This is a genomic window from Labrys sp. ALF-8, assembly GCF_059699065.1.
The window spans coordinates 1,590,290-1,607,371 of sequence record NZ_AP048538.1 but is presented as its reverse complement, the minus strand read 5'-3'; the positions used below and the strand labels follow the sequence as shown (position 1 = coordinate 1,607,371).

The window sequence follows — 17,082 nt, the reverse complement described above, 5'->3', positions numbered from 1 at the left end:
CCTGCCTCGAATTGTCGGCGATCATTTCGCTGCGGCGACCGCCCGCTTGGCCAGCACGCCGATCAGATGGGCGCGATACTCGGCGCTGGCGTGGATGTCGCCGTTGAGGCCCTTGGGCGAGATCGTCACGCCGTCGAGCGATTTGGCGTTGAAACGCGGAGACAAGGCCTCCTCCGCCTTCGTGTGGCGGAACACGCCGTCGGAACCCGCGCCGGTGACGGCGACGCGCACCGCGCTGCCTTTCTTGGCGACGAAGACGCCGACGAGGGCATAGCGCGATGCCGGGTTCGGGAACTTCACATAGGCGGCCTTTCCGGGAATGGGGAAGGAAACCTTGGTGATGATCTCGCCTTCCTCCAAGGCGGTGTCGAACAGGCCGGTGAAGAAGTCGTCAGCCGGGATCTTGCGCTTGTTGGTGACGATTGTCGCGCCAAGGGCAAGCGCCGCCGCAGGGTAATCCGCGGCCGGATCGTTGTTGGCGATGGAACCGCCGATCGTGCCGCGGCTGCGCACGGCGGGGTCGCCGATCTTGCCGGCAAGCGCGGCGAGGGCCGGGATTGCCTCGCCGACGATGGCGCTGGTCGCAACCTCGCCATGCGTGGTCGCCGCGCCGATCAGAAGGTTACGGCCCTTGACTTCGATGCCATGCAAGGCATCGATCTTTGTCAGGTCGATCAGGGTCGACGGACTGGCAAGCCGCAGTTTCATGGTCGGCAGCAGCGTATGGCCGCCGGCGAGCAGCTTGGCGTCTTCCGCCTTGGCGAGGGCCGCGACGGCACCGCGCACGGAGGTCGGCCGCTGATAGGTGAAGGGATACATGGATCATCTCCCGAGGAGGTGGAATGATGTGCCGGCTTCCGGGCCGGCATGGAAATAGCACGCGGTGGAGGTGGAGCCGGCCCGAAGGCCGGCGCCGCTACTCTGCCGCCTTCTTCGCCTTCGCGGCGCGCTGAACGGCCTGCCAGACGACCTGCGGCGAGGCCGGCATGGGAATGTCCTCGAGGCCGATGGCATCGGTGAGCGCATTCATCACTGCCGGCGGCGCGGCGATCGCACCCGCCTCCCCGCATCCCTTGATGCCAAGGGGATTGGACGGGCAGGCAGTCTTGGTCACGCCGATGCTGAAGGAGGGGAGATCGTCCGCCCTCGGCATGCAGTAGTCCATGTAGGATGCCGTCAGGAGCTGCCCGTCCTTGTCGTAGACCGCTCCCTCGAGCAGCGCCTGGCCGACGCCCTGGGCGATGCCGCCATGCACCTGCCCCTCGACGATCATCGGATTGATGAGTTCGCCGAAGTCGTCGACGGCCGTCCATCTGTCGATGGTAGTGACGCCGGTCTCGGGATCGATCTCGACTTCACAGATGTGGACGCCGGCAGGGAAGGTGAAATTGGTCGGGTCGTAGAAGGCTCCCTCCTTCAGGCCGGGCTCCAGATCCTGGCCCGAAAACTTGTGGGCGATATAGGCCTGCAGCGCCACCTCGCCGAAGGCCAGCCCCTTGTCGGTGCCGGCAACGGAGAAGCGCCCATCCTTGAACTCGATGTCGCCTTCGGAGGCTTCGAGCACGTAGGAGGCAACTTTCTTGCCTTTGGCAATGACCTTGTCGACCGCCTTGACGATAGCCGACATGCCGACCGCACCAGAGCGCGAGCCGTAGGTGCCCATGCCGAACTGCACCTTGTCGGTATCGCCATGCACGACCGAAACGGAGTCGAGGGGAATGCCGAGCCGGTCCGAGACGAGCTGGGCGAAGGTCGTCTCATGGCCCTGGCCGTGGCTGTGCGATCCGGTCAGCACCTCAACGGTGCCGATCGGGTTGACGCGCACCTCGGCGGATTCCCACAGCCCGACGCCGGCGCCGAGGGAACCCACGGCCTGCGATGGGGCGATGCCGCACGCCTCGATATAGGCCGAATAGCCGAGGCCCCGCAGCTTGCCGGCGCGCTCGGAAGCGCGGCGACGAGCACCGAAGCCCTTGACGTCATGCATCTCCATCGCCTTGTCGAGCGAGGCGTTATAGTCGCCCGCATCGTAGGTCATGATCACCGGTGTCTGGTGCGGGAAGGACCTGACGAAGTTCCTCTTGCGGAACTTTGCCGGGTCGACCCCGAGTTCGCGGGCCGCCACCTCGACCAGTCGCTCCACGACGAAGGTCGCCTCCGGGCGGCCTGCGCCGCGATAGGCGTCGACCGGTGCTGTATTGGTATAGACGCCATCCACCTCCGCATAGATTGCCGGGATATCGTATTGCCCGGAGAGCAGCGGCGCATAGAGATAGGTCGGAACCGAGGAGGAGAAGGTGGACAGATAGGCGCCGAGATTGGCTATGGTGTGGACCCGCAATCCCGTGATCTTGTTGTTCGCATCGACGGCGAGTTCGGCTGTCGTCACGTGATCGCGGCCATGGGCATCGGCGAGAAAGGCCTCCGATCTGTCGCCCGTCCACTTAACAGGCCTATTGATGCGCCTGGCGGCCCAGACGCACACGGTTTCCTCGGCATAGATGAAGATCTTGGAGCCGAAACCGCCGCCGACATCGGGGGCGATAACGCGCAGTTTGTGCTCGGGTGCGATGCCCACGAAGGCGGAGAGCACCAGCCGCGCCACATGCGGGTTCTGCGAGGTGGTGTGGAGCGTGTAGGTTTCCGTACCGGAGTCGTAGTCGCCGATGGCCGCGCGCGGCTCGATGGCATTGGGAACGAGGCGGTTGTTGACGATCTCGAGCTTCGTGATGTGCTTGGCGTTCTTGAACGCCGCATCGGTGGTGGACTTGTCGCCCAGGTGCCACTGGAAGACCGTGTTGTTCTCGGCTTCCGCATGGACCTGCGGCGCGCCCTTCGCCTGGGTCTTGCCCGTATCGACGCTGGCAGGCAGGGCTTCGTAGGTGACGTTGATCGCTTCCGCCCCATCCTTGGCCTGCGCCAGCGTTTCGGCGAGCACGACGGCGACGTGGTCGCCGACATAGCGCACCTTACCCTGCGCGAGGGCGGGGTGTCCGCCGGCCTTCATCGGCGAGCCATCCTTCGAGTGGATCATCCAGCCGCAGATCAGCCCTCCGATCTTATCCTGGGCAAGATCCTCGCCCGTGAGGACCTCGATGACGCCGGGCATCCTGCGCGCCGCGCCGATATCGATGGACTTGATCGCCGCATGCGAATGAGGCGAACGCAGGAAATAGGCATAGGCCTGGCCCGCGCGATTGATGTCGCTGGTATAGTTGCCCTTGCCGGTGATGAAACGGAAATCTTCCTTGCGGCGCACTGGTGCGCCAACGCCCGTGGCGTTCATGACGTTCTCTCCACATCGTCGATCGTGACAGGACGAGGCCGCTTCATTGGCGGCCCTTGTATCCCCGGCAAAGCGAGCTTCGCCGCGAGAGCATTCCGGACGGCAAACGAAAGGCGGCTACTCGGCCGCCTGTTGCATTCCGTCCTCCGCCATGGCCTTGGCACCGGCGGCGACGGATTTGACGATGTTGTGGTAGCCCGTGCAGCGGCAGATATTGCCCTCGAGCTCATGGCGTATGGTGGTCTCGTCGAGGTCGCTGCCCAGGCGATGCACCATATCCACGGAGGTCATGATCATGCCGGGGGTGCAGAAGCCGCACTGCAGGCCGTGATTGTCGCGGAACGCTTCCTGCATCGGGTGGAGTTGGCCGTTGTTCGCGAGGCCTTCGATGGTGGTCACCGAGCCGCCATCGGCCTGGACCGCCAGGGTCGTGCAGGATTTGACGGCCTTGCCGTCGAGATGCACCACGCAGGCGCCGCACTGGCTGGTATCGCAGCCGACATGCGTGCCGGTGAGCCGCAGATGCTCACGCAGGAATTCGACCAGCAAAGTACGTGGATCAATATCAGCCGTAATTTCTCGTCCGTTGACGAGAAGGGAAACGGAAGCCATGGGGTCCTCCAACCGGTTCGCGACCTGTTGTCCCTTCTGGTGTCCCGTGCCCCTCATTGGACGGTCGGAACGAGAGACTCTCATAAAGCAGATCGGAATAATTCCAGTCTGGACCCCGGTTTTTCGGCGGTCAAGTGACAAGGCTGAAAAGTTGAGGTGCGATTTCGCGGCTTTTTTCGGCATTTTTGGTAAAAACTGGGAACGAAGGCCAAACGGTCAGGTTTCCCTTCGACACAGGAGCGATCATGGCGGGCGCTTTATCCAGTTTCGACTTCCTCATCCTGCCGGGTCGGGGCAATTCCGGCCCGCAGCATTGGCAGACCCATTGGCTGGGCATGTTTCCCAACGCCAGCCGGGTATTGCAGGCGGACTGGGACAGGCCCGATCCGGAGGATTGGGTCCGGCGGATCGATGCCGCGATCGCTTCGGCACCGCGCCCTGTGGTGCTCGTTGCCCATTCGCTCGCTACCGCCGCCACCGTCAAATGGGCGGCGGGCGCCTCGGCGCAGCAGCGGGGCAAGGTTGCCGCGGCCTTTCTCGCGGCCACGACCGATGTCGGCAATCCCGATCCCTCATTCGATATCGTGCGGCGGTTCGCTCCCTTGCCGATGGAGCGCCTGCCGTTCCCCACCTTGATCGTCGCCAGCCTGAACGACCCGCGCGTGGCCTTCGGCCGGTCCCAGGAATTCGCGGTAGCATGGGGCGCCGAACTTGCGGATGTGGGCGAGCGTGGCCATATCGGCAGTGATTCTGGCCTGGGTGTTTGGGGCGAAGGCCTGCTGCTGCTTGGCGGACTGCTAGCCAAGGCCGGTGTTTGAGCGTTGCGGCAAAAGCACAGCAGCTTTGGAATCACGGACCCGACACGCGGGAATGGTAGGCATTCCCATAATCATCTCGAAATTGTCGCAGAGTCTGACTATAAGCGCGCCAACGATCCCTTGAGACTGCCCATTTTGGAACCGCGTAATCCCCGAACCTCCGAACTTCTCGCAGCGATAGCGTCGGCGGAAGGGGAGGAGCGAATCTATTTCGGTGACCTAACGGCCGCCATGCGGAATCGCGCCTTCGGCATACTCTTCCTGCTGTTCGGCATTCCCAATTGCCTGCCCATGCCGCCCGGCATTCCCGTCATCTGCGGTATCATCGTGGCGCTGATCGCCGCGCAGATGGTGATGGGCCGGGACAATCTCTGGCTGCCGCAGTTCCTGGCCCGGCGGAGCTTCGCCCGCAAGGATCTGCAACGCATCGTCACCAAGGCCGAGCCGTGGATTCAATGGGTCGAGCGCTTTGCCAAGCCGCGCCTGTCCGTCTTCGCCGATGCCCGCTCGCGTCGCATCGTCGGTATCGTCGGTTTGATCCTCGGCCTTGCGCTGCTGCTGCCGATTCCCATCATCGGCAACATCCCGCTCGGCATTCCGATCTGCATCCTCGGCCTCGGGCTGGTCGAACGCGACGGAGCCGTCATCCTGGCCGGTTATGTTGCCACAAGTCTCGGCCTGCTGATCACCGCCGGCCTTGGCTACCTCATCTTCCAGGGCGCCCTGGCAATCTTCTGAGGATGAAAACGGGCTCCCGGCCCTCGACACGCGTGCAAGGCGTAGCTTGGCTCGATCACGGCCGACCGGCTTACGGTCGAACCGCGTTACGGCCGGCGTCGGCGATAGCGATCAATGGATGGAAAGGCCGTGCGCGTCCCACTCGTCCCGCGGCACGGCCTGGCCGACCTTGAATTCGAGCGAGATCACCTTCATGCGGTCCGGCGTGGTGGAGCAGGTGAAGGAATACTGGTACCATATGCCACCGCTGCGAAAGGCGCCGCCGCTCCCCTTGAGGATGTCACCCGAGATGGTCGGGTCGCCGAGAGCATAGGCGATGACGCTGTCGGGCTTGTTGTAAGGCTGGTCGGCACGGCGAAGGCGCTCCATCAATTCGATGTCGCACACCTGCTGGAAGCGGTCCGATGGCGCCAGCTTTGCAAGACCGGCTTCCGTCTTGCCCTGATGGTTGCTCTGGCGGGCGAGGGCGGGGGATAGTGCAACAGCCAACAGGGCGATCGAAACCAGCAGTCTTTTCATTTTCCAGTCCGGCGACAACACAGAACCATCGGCACCGGCGAGGACCGGCGGGCGATATCCCGACAAAGTTCGAGCTAATATCGAATTGCGCCCTTATCGCGATGGAGGCAGGGCTCAATCCCGGCAAGGCGGCGGCAGAACCGGCTGCATCCCGATTCCGCCGCGCAACCTAATGTCAGATCACGGCATTGTCGATTTGTTATTAGGGTGCAGGCCGGCGCCACGGCACCGCCCGCTGCCCTACTCCTTTCTACGCCCTCAGCCTTCCCGGGCGGCGTCGGCGCTATAGGGGCCGGGACCCGCGAAGACCAGATAGAGAAAGAAGAAGCAGTAGAGGATCGCCGCATCGCCGCCGTTCAGCGCGGGAAAGAACGATCTCGGAAAGTGGAACATGAAGTAGGCGAACGCCATTTCGCCGGAGAGGATGAAGGCGACCGGGCGGGTGAACAGCCCGAGCGTGATCAGGAGACCGCCGACGGCTTCCAGGATGCCGCCGAACCACATCAGGCTGAAGGTTGCGATCTCATGGTCGCCGGCCGGGAAGCCGAACAGCTTCTGGGTGCCGTGTTCCATGAATATCAGCCCGGCGACGATGCGCACGAGTGAGAGGACGGCGGGCGCATGGAGATGCAGTCCTGTTTCGGATGACGATTGTGACATGGAAATCCCTGATCATTGTGGTTGCATGCCGGGATAATCGCGCATGCCGCTTCGCGCCAGACGGGGGCTGGATCACATCCCATCACGAAATGGTGTGGCAATCGTCGGATGCGGGCAAGTTACCGCCGGGATGGACCGGAGGATCGGGCCTGCCAAGCACTACTCCACGTCCAGTACGCCGCTCTTTCCCGTGGCGTAGGGCGGGCGGGGGATGGCGATGTGGGCGGCGCGCAGGGCGGCGGACCAGCGCTCACGCAGATCATGGAAATAGGGCTCGCCCGGCTCGATGCGATGGTTGATCTCGGACTTCAGCTCGTCGCGCCTGGCCACCAGGATGTCGATGGGCATGCCGACCCCGAGGTTGGAGCGCATGGTGGAATCCATCGAGATCAGGCCGATCTTCAGCGCGTCCGGGATATTCGTGCCGTAGTTGACCGCGCGGTCGAGGATCGGCTTGCCATATTTGTGCTCGCCGATCTGCAGGTAGGGGGTATCGACGGTGACCTCGATGAAGTTCCCGGCTGAATAGATCATGAAGAGGCGCATTTTTCCGCCCTTGATCTGGCCTCCGAACAGGAAGGCCACATCGAAGCGGCTGTTATGCTCCTCCAGGCTCTTGCCGTCGGTCGAGTAGACGGTGCGGATCGCGCGGCCGATGAGTTGGGCGCCCTTGAACATGCTGGGCATGGTCATCAAGGTATCGATGACGCCGGTATCGGGATTTTCGATGCCCTCCTGCAGGTAGTTGAGCACGGCTTGGCTCACCGACAGGTTGCCGGAGGTGCAGATTGCCATCACGCGCTCGCCCGGCTCCTCGAAGACGTGGAGCTTGCGGAAGGTGGCGATATTGTCGATGCCTGCATTGGTGCGCGTGTCGGCGATCATCACCAAGCCCTCGCGAACCGAAATTCCCACGCAATAGGTCATCGACTTGACTCCAAATACCGCCACCGGGCGACGCGCCGCCCATACGCGACGGTCATCCCCATAGAGCAAGATTCGAAGGGCGCAAACCGGCAAATGGCGCAACGGCAGTGGATTCGCCAAAACGCCGTTCAGCAGGTGCGAGGCGCTCTCAATGGCTCCGGCGCGCCCTCAGGCTGGAATAGATCATGCGGACCAACAGCACGATCGTGGTCAGGGCGATCAGCACCACGGAGATGGACGCGATGGCTGGATCGATATTGTCGCGCACCCCGCTCCACATCAGCCGGGGCAGGGTGATCGCGTTGACGCTGGTGATGAACAGCGTGACGCCGATTTCCTCCCAGGACAGCACGAAGGACAGGAGTGCTGCGGTCAGGAGGCCGAATTTGATGTTCGGGAGGATGATCCTCGTCGCCCGCTGCCAGACGGTGGCGCCCATGCCCCGGGCAGCGAGGTCGATGCGCCGGTCGACCTGGCTGAGCGAAACCAGGATCAGCACGACACAGAAGGGCACGATCATCACCACATGGGCGAGCACCACGCCGAGCCAGGTATCGTAGCCGACCGCCTGGCTGACCTGGGACAGGGCGGTCAACAGGAAATAGAGCGTCATGGCCGAGACCACCGGCGGCACGATCATCGGCAGCAGCACGAAGCCCACGAGCACCGCCGCGAAACGGGGACGGAACATCCAGATGCCGAGTGCGAACAAGGTCGCCAGCGTAGTGGCGACCAGGCTCGCAACCAGGCCGATGCGGATGCTCAGGAGAATGCTGCTGCCCCAATCCGGATTGGTGAAGAGCTGCTGGTAGTGTACCAGCGAATAATTGCCATTGGGCATCGACAGGTAGCGGGCCGGCGTGAAGGAAACCGGGATGACGGCCAGCAGCGGCATGAGCAGGAAAGCGGCGACGAGGGCGGCCGCCGCGAGGGCGATCAGGCCTGGGCGGTGGGCGGTCATCGCGAGACTCCCGTATCGCCCAGCCGCGCATAGCGGAACAGTAGCCCCATCAGGACGCCGACGATCACCACCAGCGTAACACTGATCGCCGCGCCGAGCCCCCAGTCCGGACTCTGGAACATGCGCAGATAGATCAGTTCCGCCGCCATGATGGAGCGTCCGCCGCCGAGAATGGCCGGGGTAACGAAGAAGCCCAGGGCAAAGACGAAGACGATCAGAGTGGCTCCGACAATGCCGGAAAAGGTCATCGGTACGAATACGGACCAGAAGATCCGGATTGCGCCGGCACCCATGCCGCGAGCAGCCAGGAAGACGCGTTCATCGAGGCTCCGCATCGCCGATGCCAGCGGGAAGACGGCGAAGGGAATGAGGAAATGCGTCATGCCGACGATGACGCCGAATTCGTTGCGCACGAGCGTCAATGGTTCGCTGATGAAACCGAGGCTCTGCAGCCAGGTGTTGATCAGGCCCCTGTTGGAGAGCAAGGCGAGCCAGCCGAAGGCGCGGGTCAGCACGGATATCCAGAAGGGAATCAGGATGCACAATTCCGCAATGCGCTGCTGGAGCACGGTGCCGCGTACCCAGACATAGGCGATCATGTAGGCGGCGATCACGGTGAAGAAAGTCACGGTGGCGCAGATGCGGAAAGTGCGCACGAACACCGAGAAGACCAGCGGATCGCCGGCGAGGCGGGCGTACTGCTCCAATCCCGGCGAGGGCAGGGTGATGCTCCACTGCGCAACGCCGAGGAACGGTATGATGTAGACGAGCGTCAGGAACGCCAGGAGCGGGCCGGTGAGAGCCAGAAAGGAGAAGACGGTGAGAGGTCTTCGCATGGGCTTTTCCAGGCAAGCGGGGGAACTGGCGATGGATGTATGCCCCACGCGCCCGGAATGGGGCGTGGAGCTTGTCGGTACGGACGCGGCGCGCCGGTTTTCTATTAGAGCAAGGCGCGTTTAGGCAGAAAGGCCGCTCTTCCCTAACTCTTTGTTTTTCGAAGGGTCTTTGTGTTTTGCCGATTCCGTCAAAACACAAAAAACGCCTTAGGCCGAAATGATCTTGGTGTAGGCGTCGAGCGCCGCGCCGTAATTGTCGGCATACCAATTCATGTCGAGCGCGACCTGTTTGCCGATATTTGCGGGATCGACTGGGTTGATGCGCTTCTTGTCCGCCGGGATGAGGGCGTCGGTGGCCGGATTGGCCGGGCCCTGGCCGAGCATGTCGAACATCACCAGCTGCTTTTGCGGATCCTGCGCGCTGGCGATGAACTTCATGGCGTTGTCCTTGCCGCCAGGATTGTTTTTGATGACCGCCATGGCGCCCGGTGAAATCAGGCCCTGGTCCCAGATGAACTTGATCTGGCCGCCGGAATCCTGCTCCAGGATCGAGGCACGGGTCGACCAGATCAGCGCCATGGAAGCATCGCCGCTCAAGAGCACCTGCTGGCTTTCGGCGCCGCCGCCCCAATAGGACACGATGTTGTCCTTGAAGGCCGCGATCTTGTCATGCGCACGCTTGAGATCGAGCGGATAGAGCTTCTCGGGAGCAACGCCATCTGCCAGAAGGGCAGCCTCCCACATGCCGGCACCCCACTTGTAGAGGGAGCGCTTGCCGGGGAACTTCTGCACATCGAAGAAGTCGGCCATGCCGGTCGGCACCTTGTCGCCGAATTTCGAGGAGTCATAGGCAATGATATAGGAGAAGAAATAGGTCGAGGCGGCATAGTCCCAGCCGAAACCCGGGCGGAATTTCGACTTGTCGACGATCTTGTAGTCGATGGGTTCGATCATGCCCTGCTTGCCGAGCGATATGGCGGAGAAGGGATCGGCGTCGACGATATCCCAGGTCGGCTTGCCGCTCTTGAACTGCGCGGTGATGCCGCCCTCGGTCGGCCCGGTACCGTCCTGCTTCACGGCAATGCCGGTCTCCTTCTGGAACGGAGCGCCATAGGCCTGGTCATAAGCCTTGACGGCGTCGCCGCCCCAGTTGACGAAGACGAGCTGTCCGCTGTCCGCATGGGCGCTGCCGGCGCGCAGGGCGAAGGGGGCACCGGCCAGGATCATGGCGGCGAGCTGGGTGAAACGGCGGCGGCTGAGTTCCCCCTTTTCGACCTTCGCGGAGAGAATTTCGAGACAGTCTTTCTGGAACGCTTCGTTCATGGGCTGGATCCCCTGTTCTGGTCTGGATGAAGTAGTTTCGATTTTTATTGTATCTATTTGTTATTGCTCGTCTATTTCGCAGAAAATCAGGTTTCCTCCGGCAGGAGGAAGCCCTTGTCCTTGGGCCAGGTGAGCCAGAGCTCCGGCCCTTCGCGCAAGGCCTCGGCCGCCCTCTCGGTGGGAAGGGTGAGGCTGACCGGCGTGCCGCTGCTCGTCAGCAGCGAAATCTTGGTCGCCGGCCCCAGATAGGTCGATGCCGTCACCTTGCCGGCCAGGTAGTTGACGCTGTCGGCTCCCGGCGCATGCGCCACGTCCATGTGTTCGGGGCGGATGGCGAGGATTCCGGTTCCTCCGGCATGGTTCAGCGAAGGTACGTCCAGCACGCTTCCGTCGCAGGAGCCACGGGCATGGCCGTTTTCACGCCGGACGTCCTGCAGCGGCAGAAGGTTGATCTCGCCCAGGAATTCGGAGACGAAACGGCTGGCCGGGCGCTCATAGACGTCCTGCGGCGTGCCCACCTGGAGTAACTGCCCGTGGTTGAATATTGCCACGCGCGAAGAAAGGGACAGCGCCTCGCTTTGATCATGCGTGACAAACACGAAAGTGGTGCCGAATTCCTGATGCAGGCGTTTGACTTCTTCCTGCATGAGACCGCGCAGATGCTTGTCCAGCGCCGAAAAAGGTTCGTCGAGAAGCAGCACCGGCGGCTCGAACACCAAGGCCCGTGCCAGTGCGACGCGCTGCTGCTGGCCGCCGGACAGCTTGGCGGGAAGCTTGCGTTCGTGCCCTGCCAGGCCGACGCGCTTCACCATCTCGGCCACGCGCCTGCGGACCTCCTCGGCCGGTACCTTGCGGATATTGAGCGGGAACGCGATGTTCTGCTCGACCGTCATGTGCGGGAAGAGGGCGTAGCCCTGGAACACCATCCCGAAGGCACGCTGCTCGGCCGAAAGATTGGTGATGTCGACGCCGTCGCGCGTCAGGCGGCCATGGGTAGGGCGCTCGAAGCCTGCCAGGATCATCAGGAATGTCGTCTTGCCCGAGCCGGAAGGGCCGAGAAGGGTCAGGAATTCGCCTCGCCCGATGTTGAGGGAAAGGTCCCTGAGCGCACGAAAGGTGCCGAAGGTCTTGCCGATGCCTTCGGCGCGGATCTCGGCCGCAGCGTGCTCGGTTGCCGCATGAGCGGCTGCCTTGTCCAGCGCTGCTCCTCCGCCTTGCGCCATGCATATCCCTCCATTCCAGTTCAAAAAGCCTATGCGTGATTTTCGTTCACGACAATTGAATGTTATTGCCTCCAAGGAAAAATTCCATTCACCCCAACTGCGTAAACGGCGGGCAGAATGCGTCAGGCATAAGCGGGCTTGAAGGTCGGGCTTGCCTGCGAGAGACAGGTTTTCAGCCAGTCCGCGAAGGCAAGCGAGACGGCGTGTCCGGTCTTGGCGTGCTCCATTACCAGGAAGTAGGATCGCGGCGACTTGATGGCACGATCAAAGGGGCGGACCAACTGCCCCGCCGTCATGGCGGTCCGGCAGGTCAGTTCGTCGCCCATCGCGATGCCCTGGCCGGCAGTGGCCGCGGCGAATACCAGGTTCATATCCGAAAAAATGATACCGCATTCGGTGTTGGGATGCTCGACATTTGTCAGCGCGAGCCAGCGCGTCCAGTCCTCGAAGTCGTTGAGATGGAGAAGCGGTGCACGCAGGACGTCGGCCGGTTCGTTCAAGCCGCCGATCTTGTTGAGAAGGGCGGGACTGCACAGCGGAGTGAATTCGACCTCGCACAGCAGTTCGACGGCCCGGTTGGGCCAGTTGCCGTCCCCGAAGGTCACGAAGATGTCGACGTCGGGATTGCTGACGTCGTCGAGCCGGCGCGGCGTAACGAGACGCAGCGAGACGTCCGGATACATCTCCTGGAACTCGGCGATGTGGGCGCATAGCCAGAGCGAGGCGAAGCCGGGCGTGCAGCTGACGGTAAGCGAGCCGCCGATCCCCTTGTTGCCGTACTGCACGGACGCGTCCCCGATGACCGTCAGGGCCTTGCGCACCTCATTGGCGTAGTGGCGGCCACGGACGGTAAGGGTGACGCCCTTGCCATGACGCTCCAGGAGATCGAAGCCGAGGTCGCGCTCGAGGAGGCGCAACTGATGGCTGACGGCGCTGCGCGTCAGGAAGAGTTCCTCCGCCGCGCGCCACACGCTGCCGTGACGGGCGAAACTGTCGAGCGCGCGCAGGGCCTGGGTCGAAGGAATACGCACGGGAACTCCTGTGGCGGTTGTGTTCGGTCGGCAGCAAATGGTGTGCGAACCGTGAATGGAATTTGCCGAAACCGCGAATACATATCACTTTTTGTGAGCTGCATTCACCGCTTATCCTTTTTTGAAGCGAAGGAGATGCGGTGTGACCAGCGCGGCGCAGGCAACGGCCCTTGGATATGTCGAGGCCAGCAGAGCCGATCTGTCGGCCTGGACGCGCACGATCTTCGACTTCGGCGAGACGGCCTGGCGCGAATATCAATCGGCGGCCTGGTATGTCGAAACCCTGCGCCATCACGGTTTCAGCGTGGAAGAAGGCTCGGCGGGCATGCCGACCGCCTTCTGTGCGCATTGGACCAGCCCGGCCGGCAGCGGGCCGACGATCGGCATGTATGCCGAGTATGATGCAGTTCCGGGAAACTGCCAGGATGCCGCTCCCGTGAAGAGGCCGCGTCCTGGCCTTGGCGAGCATGCCGGCGGCCATACAGACCCGCACTCCGCGCTGGGCATGTCGGGCCTTGGCGGGCTTCTCGCCACCAAGCATGCCATGGAGCGCCATGGCCTCGCCGGGACGCTGCGCTTCACCGGGGAGCCTGCCGAAAAGGTGAGGGGATCCAAGCCCATCCACGCGGCCCGAGGCTATTACGACGGCCTGGACGGCATGCTCTCCTTCCATCCGTTCTACATGCTCCCCCTCTGCAATACGGTGCGCTGGGATACGCATTGCGGGGCTGCCTATGCGATGATCTATCGCTTCGTCTGCGACGAGCCGGAAGCGTGGACACGGGTAGCGGGCGCGCCGATTCCGCAGTCCCATTCGGCCGTGCGGGCTCCCGGCGCGAACGACGCGCTGATGATGATGTACATGGCTTCCAAGGCCCTGCGTGACTCCATGCTCACGCATCAGGGCGGCTGGTCGATAAGCGAGGCCATTCTCACTGCGGGGCAGGCGACGGCGGACAACCTTCCGGCCGGGCTCGCCGAGATCCAGTACATGATCCGCGTGCCGACGCTGGAGATGGCCGAACAGGCCACGGCCATGCTGGATCGCAATGCTGAGATGGCTGCGGGGATGACTGGATGCCGCATGGAGAGGCACTGGGTCTGCAAGTCGCGTCCCGGCCTTGCCAACCACGCCATGGCGGGCATCGCCTGGGATGCCATGCGAGAGGTGGGCGCGCCGCGCTGGAGCGAGGATGCTCGCAGACTCGCGCGCGAGATCCAGGTCAATCTCGGCCTGGAGCCGATGGAGCAGCCCTTCCTCGCCGAATGCGAGCGCCTGATCGAGCCTCAGGCCGCCGAGGCCATCCTGCGCCGCGATCTGGCGCCGTCGCAGCTCAACTCGACCTCGGACGACTACACGGACATGAGCTGGCATGCGCCCACGGCTCGTTTCTACGTGGCACGGCCGGCTCTGCGCGCGCCGCAGGGCTACACCTATCCAGGCTGGGTGATGAATGCGCTCGGCGGCATGCCCGAGACGATCGACCCCATGGTTGTCTGCGCCGCCAAGACGCTGGCGCTCTCCGCGCTTCGGCTGATCGAGGACGACACGGCGAGAATCGCGGCGAGGCGAGAATTCGAGGAGCGCACGGGCGGCGGCATTGGCGGCTCGAACTGGATCCGACCGCTTGCCGACTATCCCCCGCCCATCGGCTTCCGATGGCCCGAATACATCACCACCGTCCGCGGGCGCGAATGGTGGATCCCCACATAAAGCAGAGGAACGGATATGGCCCATATTGATCAGGACGATGCTTTCACCCTGCGCCGACGCAATCTCGCGGGAGGTACCAGGCCCCTCAACGGCTGGGGCTTTCGCAACGAGACCGACAGGCTGACCGACGTGCTGCTCGGCTCGCCGGCGCATTTGAGGCACCTGTCCACCAGTTCCCTGTCGAGGAAGCACCTGCGCGAGGCGCCCTGCAACGTCCAGGTTGCCCAGGCACAGCACAAGGAGCTGGTTTCCGCCTATGAGCATTTCAATGTGAAGGTGCACTGGCTGGAACCCGAAGTCGAATTGCCAATGCAGGTTTATTCGCGCGATTCCAGCGTGATGACGCCGTATGGCGCGATCATCACGGCCATGGCCAACTGGTGGCGGCGCGGGGAGAACTACGCGGCGATCCGTGCCTATGAGAAAATGGGCATTCCGATCTACGACATGGTGACGGCAGGCACCTTCGAGGGCGGCGATTTCAACGTCATCGAGGAGGGCTGCGTCCTCATCGGATGCGGCGGCGCCCGCACGCAGGAGGAAGGGGCGCGCCAGGTGGCAGGCTGGTTCGAGAAGGAAGGCTGGGAAACGCGCATCGCCTTCATCGATGAATATTACGTCCATATCGATCTGATGGTCGTGCCGATCGCCCCGAAGCTGACGGCGGTCTGCCTCGCCTGCACCGAGCCCGGCATCGTCGAATGGCTGAAGGGCAAGGGCCATGAGATCATCGACGTTCCCTTCCAGGATACCATGGCGCTCGGCTGCAATTTCATGTCGGTGGGCAATGATCGCGTCATCGCGCCGATCGCGAGCAAGAGTTTGATCGGCCAACTGAGGGCTCGCGGATTTGAGGTTGCGGCCGTCGACATGAGCGAGATATCCAAGACGGGTGGTGGCATCCACTGCATGGCCCAGTCCCTGCGCCGGGCAGCCTGAATTCTCACTTCATCTCTCGACGAATTGCCCTAAGCCGATGTCCGAAATCGAGAAAACACTCCCGCCCGAATTCCTTGACGCTTTCGCCGCAATCGTGGGCGAGGCGAATATGCGCCAGGGAGAGAGGATCCTGGAGCTCGATCCCGGCGAGGACCGGCACAATCTGGGTGCCTCCGTCGTTGTCTCGCCGGCCACGACGGCGGAAGTTGCCGCCGTCGTGGCACTATGCGCGCGTCAGGGCGTGGCAATCGTCACCCATGGCGGGCGCACGGGGCTTGTCGGAGGCGGTATTTCGTCCCCCGGCCAGGTCGTGGTTTCCACACGCCGCTTGAACCATGTCGAGCGGCTGGATGCTGACGAACGCGTGGCCGTCGTCGAGGCCGGCTGCAGCCTGCAGTCCCTGCAGGAGGCGGCTCTGACGCATCATCTCGAGCCGGGCATCGATCTCGCAGCCCGCGGCACGGCGACCATAGGCGGCATGATTTCCACCAACGCCGGTGGGATCATGGCTTTCCGCAATGGCGTCATGCGCCATCGCGTGCTCGGCCTGGAGGCCGTATTGCCGGATGGCTCCGTCTATTCCGATCTCACCCGCGTGGTGAAGAATGCGGCGGGCTACGATCTGAAGCACCTGCTGATCGGCGCAGAAGGCACGCTGGGCATTGTGACCCGGGCGGCGCTCAAGCTGGAACCGCTGCCGGACACGCATGCGGTGGCCTTGTTCGGATTTCCCACGGTGGCCGCGGCATTGGCCGCCATCAGCCGCGCTTTGGCGGCGGATACGGGCCGCTTGAGGGCCGCCGAGGCAATGTGGGGGAGCTATTTCCGATATTCCGCCGGCCACTTCGGCTGGTCGGCACCCGGTTTCGACATGTCTCAGGCGATCTATCTGATCGTTTCGCTGGGCGGATCCGATACGGAGGCCCTGCAGGGCGAGCTCGCGGCGGTGCTCGATGACATCCAGGCCGAATTCCCTCAGACCACCGCGGTGCTCGCCGGGTCTGTCGTGCAGGAACAGGCGATCTGGCGGCTGCGCGAGGAGTCGGGCGTCGTCTATAGGGACTATCCCGACTCGCCCAGCTTCGATGTCTCCGTGCCGCTTTCGGAACTCGGCTCCTATGTCGAGCGCATCACCGAAGGACTGGCCGGCATCGAGACGGGGCTGGCGCCCTTCGTCTTCGGGCATCTTGCGGACGGCAACCTCCACATCATGCTCAATCGCAGCGCCGAGGCGGTGACCGGGCCAATGCTGGCTGCGGTCGAAGCGGTGCTCTATCGGAATATCAGGACGTTGGGCGGATCCTTTTCGGCGGAGCACGGCGTGGGCTCCAAGCGGATCCACGCGCTCTACGACACGGCCGATCCGGTCAAGCTGCGGCTGATGCAATCGATCAAGCAGATGCTTGATCCTGCCGGGATCATGAATCCCGGCAAGGTCGTCGATTTCTCGCGCCTGTCCTCCTGAAGCATCACAGGCCGTCTTGCCTCGAGGGCA

At 63.2% G+C, this 17,082-nt stretch carries 16 protein-coding genes; 5 read left to right on the top strand and 11 right to left on the bottom strand.

Annotation, left to right across the window (positions count from 1 at the left end; translation table 11 throughout):
* Positions 1 to 21 precede the first annotated feature (21 nt).
* The 3 genes from AC6H34_RS27670 to AC6H34_RS27660 all read right to left on the bottom strand — a co-directional run bounded on the left by AC6H34_RS27670 (position 22) and on the right by AC6H34_RS27660 (position 3,898).
* Positions 22 to 819: an FAD binding domain-containing protein gene (locus tag AC6H34_RS27670; protein ID WP_448147959.1), complete on the bottom strand. Its 798-nt coding sequence runs from the start codon at positions 817 to 819 to the stop codon at positions 22 to 24.
* Positions 820 to 916: 97 nt separating this feature from the next.
* Entirely contained in the window at positions 917 to 3,286 is a 2,370-nt protein-coding gene (locus AC6H34_RS27665; protein WP_497540981.1) for a xanthine dehydrogenase family protein molybdopterin-binding subunit, read from the bottom strand.
* Positions 3,287 to 3,403: 117 nt separating this feature from the next.
* Complete coding sequence (locus AC6H34_RS27660; protein WP_497540980.1) at positions 3,404 to 3,898, bottom strand: (2Fe-2S)-binding protein; 495 nt, start codon at positions 3,896 to 3,898, stop codon at positions 3,404 to 3,406.
* Between the two features lie 245 nt (positions 3,899 to 4,143).
* Here AC6H34_RS27660 and AC6H34_RS27655 point away from each other — a divergent pair, with 245 nt between their 5' ends.
* Together AC6H34_RS27655 and AC6H34_RS27650 are read left to right on the top strand one after the other, a co-directional pair.
* Positions 4,144 to 4,716, top strand: coding sequence for an RBBP9/YdeN family alpha/beta hydrolase (locus tag AC6H34_RS27655; RefSeq protein WP_497540979.1), 573 nt, complete (start codon positions 4,144 to 4,146; stop codon positions 4,714 to 4,716).
* 120 nt (positions 4,717 to 4,836) lie between these two features.
* Positions 4,837 to 5,454, top strand: coding sequence for an exopolysaccharide biosynthesis protein (locus tag AC6H34_RS27650; RefSeq protein ID WP_448147955.1), 618 nt, complete (start codon positions 4,837 to 4,839; stop codon positions 5,452 to 5,454).
* A 111-nt stretch (positions 5,455 to 5,565) separates the two neighbouring features.
* Here the strand turns inward: AC6H34_RS27650 and AC6H34_RS27645 are convergent, their stop codons facing one another.
* From AC6H34_RS27645 to AC6H34_RS27610, 8 genes are all read right to left on the bottom strand, one after another.
* Positions 5,566 to 5,973, bottom strand: a complete 408-nt coding sequence (locus AC6H34_RS27645) for a DUF930 domain-containing protein (RefSeq protein ID WP_448147954.1) — start codon at positions 5,971 to 5,973, stop codon at positions 5,566 to 5,568.
* 258 nt (positions 5,974 to 6,231) lie between these two features.
* Positions 6,232 to 6,633: a DoxX family protein gene (locus tag AC6H34_RS27640; RefSeq protein WP_448147953.1), complete on the bottom strand. Its 402-nt coding sequence runs from the start codon at positions 6,631 to 6,633 to the stop codon at positions 6,232 to 6,234.
* 159 nt (positions 6,634 to 6,792) lie between these two features.
* Positions 6,793 to 7,560: a proteasome-type protease gene (locus AC6H34_RS27635; RefSeq protein ID WP_448147952.1), complete on the bottom strand. Its 768-nt coding sequence runs from the start codon at positions 7,558 to 7,560 to the stop codon at positions 6,793 to 6,795.
* A 148-nt stretch (positions 7,561 to 7,708) separates the two neighbouring features.
* A complete protein-coding gene (locus tag AC6H34_RS27630) occupies positions 7,709 to 8,521 on the bottom strand; it encodes an ABC transporter permease (protein WP_448147951.1) in 813 nt (270 codons plus the stop codon).
* Positions 8,518 to 9,357, bottom strand: a complete 840-nt coding sequence (locus AC6H34_RS27625; protein WP_497540978.1) for an ABC transporter permease — start codon at positions 9,355 to 9,357, stop codon at positions 8,518 to 8,520. Before AC6H34_RS27625 ends, AC6H34_RS27630 begins: the two co-directional genes overlap by 4 nt.
* Before the next feature lie 207 nt (positions 9,358 to 9,564).
* Positions 9,565 to 10,680, bottom strand: a complete 1,116-nt coding sequence (locus AC6H34_RS27620) for an ABC transporter substrate-binding protein (protein ID WP_497540977.1) — start codon at positions 10,678 to 10,680, stop codon at positions 9,565 to 9,567.
* An 86-nt stretch (positions 10,681 to 10,766) separates the two neighbouring features.
* Positions 10,767 to 11,903: an ABC transporter ATP-binding protein gene (locus tag AC6H34_RS27615; protein ID WP_497540976.1), complete on the bottom strand. Its 1,137-nt coding sequence runs from the start codon at positions 11,901 to 11,903 to the stop codon at positions 10,767 to 10,769.
* Between the two features lie 122 nt (positions 11,904 to 12,025).
* Positions 12,026 to 12,934, bottom strand: a complete 909-nt coding sequence (locus AC6H34_RS27610) for a LysR substrate-binding domain-containing protein (RefSeq protein WP_497540975.1) — start codon at positions 12,932 to 12,934, stop codon at positions 12,026 to 12,028.
* 142 nt (positions 12,935 to 13,076) lie between these two features.
* Between AC6H34_RS27610 and AC6H34_RS27605 the strand changes: the two genes are divergently transcribed.
* Genes AC6H34_RS27605 through AC6H34_RS27595 form a run of 3 tightly spaced genes read left to right on the top strand, consistent with a single transcriptional unit; the run spans position 13,077 to position 17,052 of the window.
* Positions 13,077 to 14,648, top strand: a complete 1,572-nt coding sequence (locus AC6H34_RS27605) for a zinc-binding metallopeptidase family protein (protein WP_497540974.1) — start codon at positions 13,077 to 13,079, stop codon at positions 14,646 to 14,648.
* Between the two features lie 15 nt (positions 14,649 to 14,663).
* Positions 14,664 to 15,587 carry a dimethylarginine dimethylaminohydrolase family protein gene (locus AC6H34_RS27600; protein ID WP_448147945.1) on the top strand — a complete coding sequence of 308 codons (924 nt, stop codon included), beginning with the start codon at positions 14,664 to 14,666 and terminating at the stop codon, positions 15,585 to 15,587.
* Positions 15,588 to 15,624: 37 nt separating this feature from the next.
* Positions 15,625 to 17,052, top strand: a complete 1,428-nt coding sequence (locus AC6H34_RS27595) for an FAD-binding oxidoreductase (protein ID WP_497540973.1) — start codon at positions 15,625 to 15,627, stop codon at positions 17,050 to 17,052.
* Positions 17,053 to 17,082 lie beyond the last annotated feature (30 nt).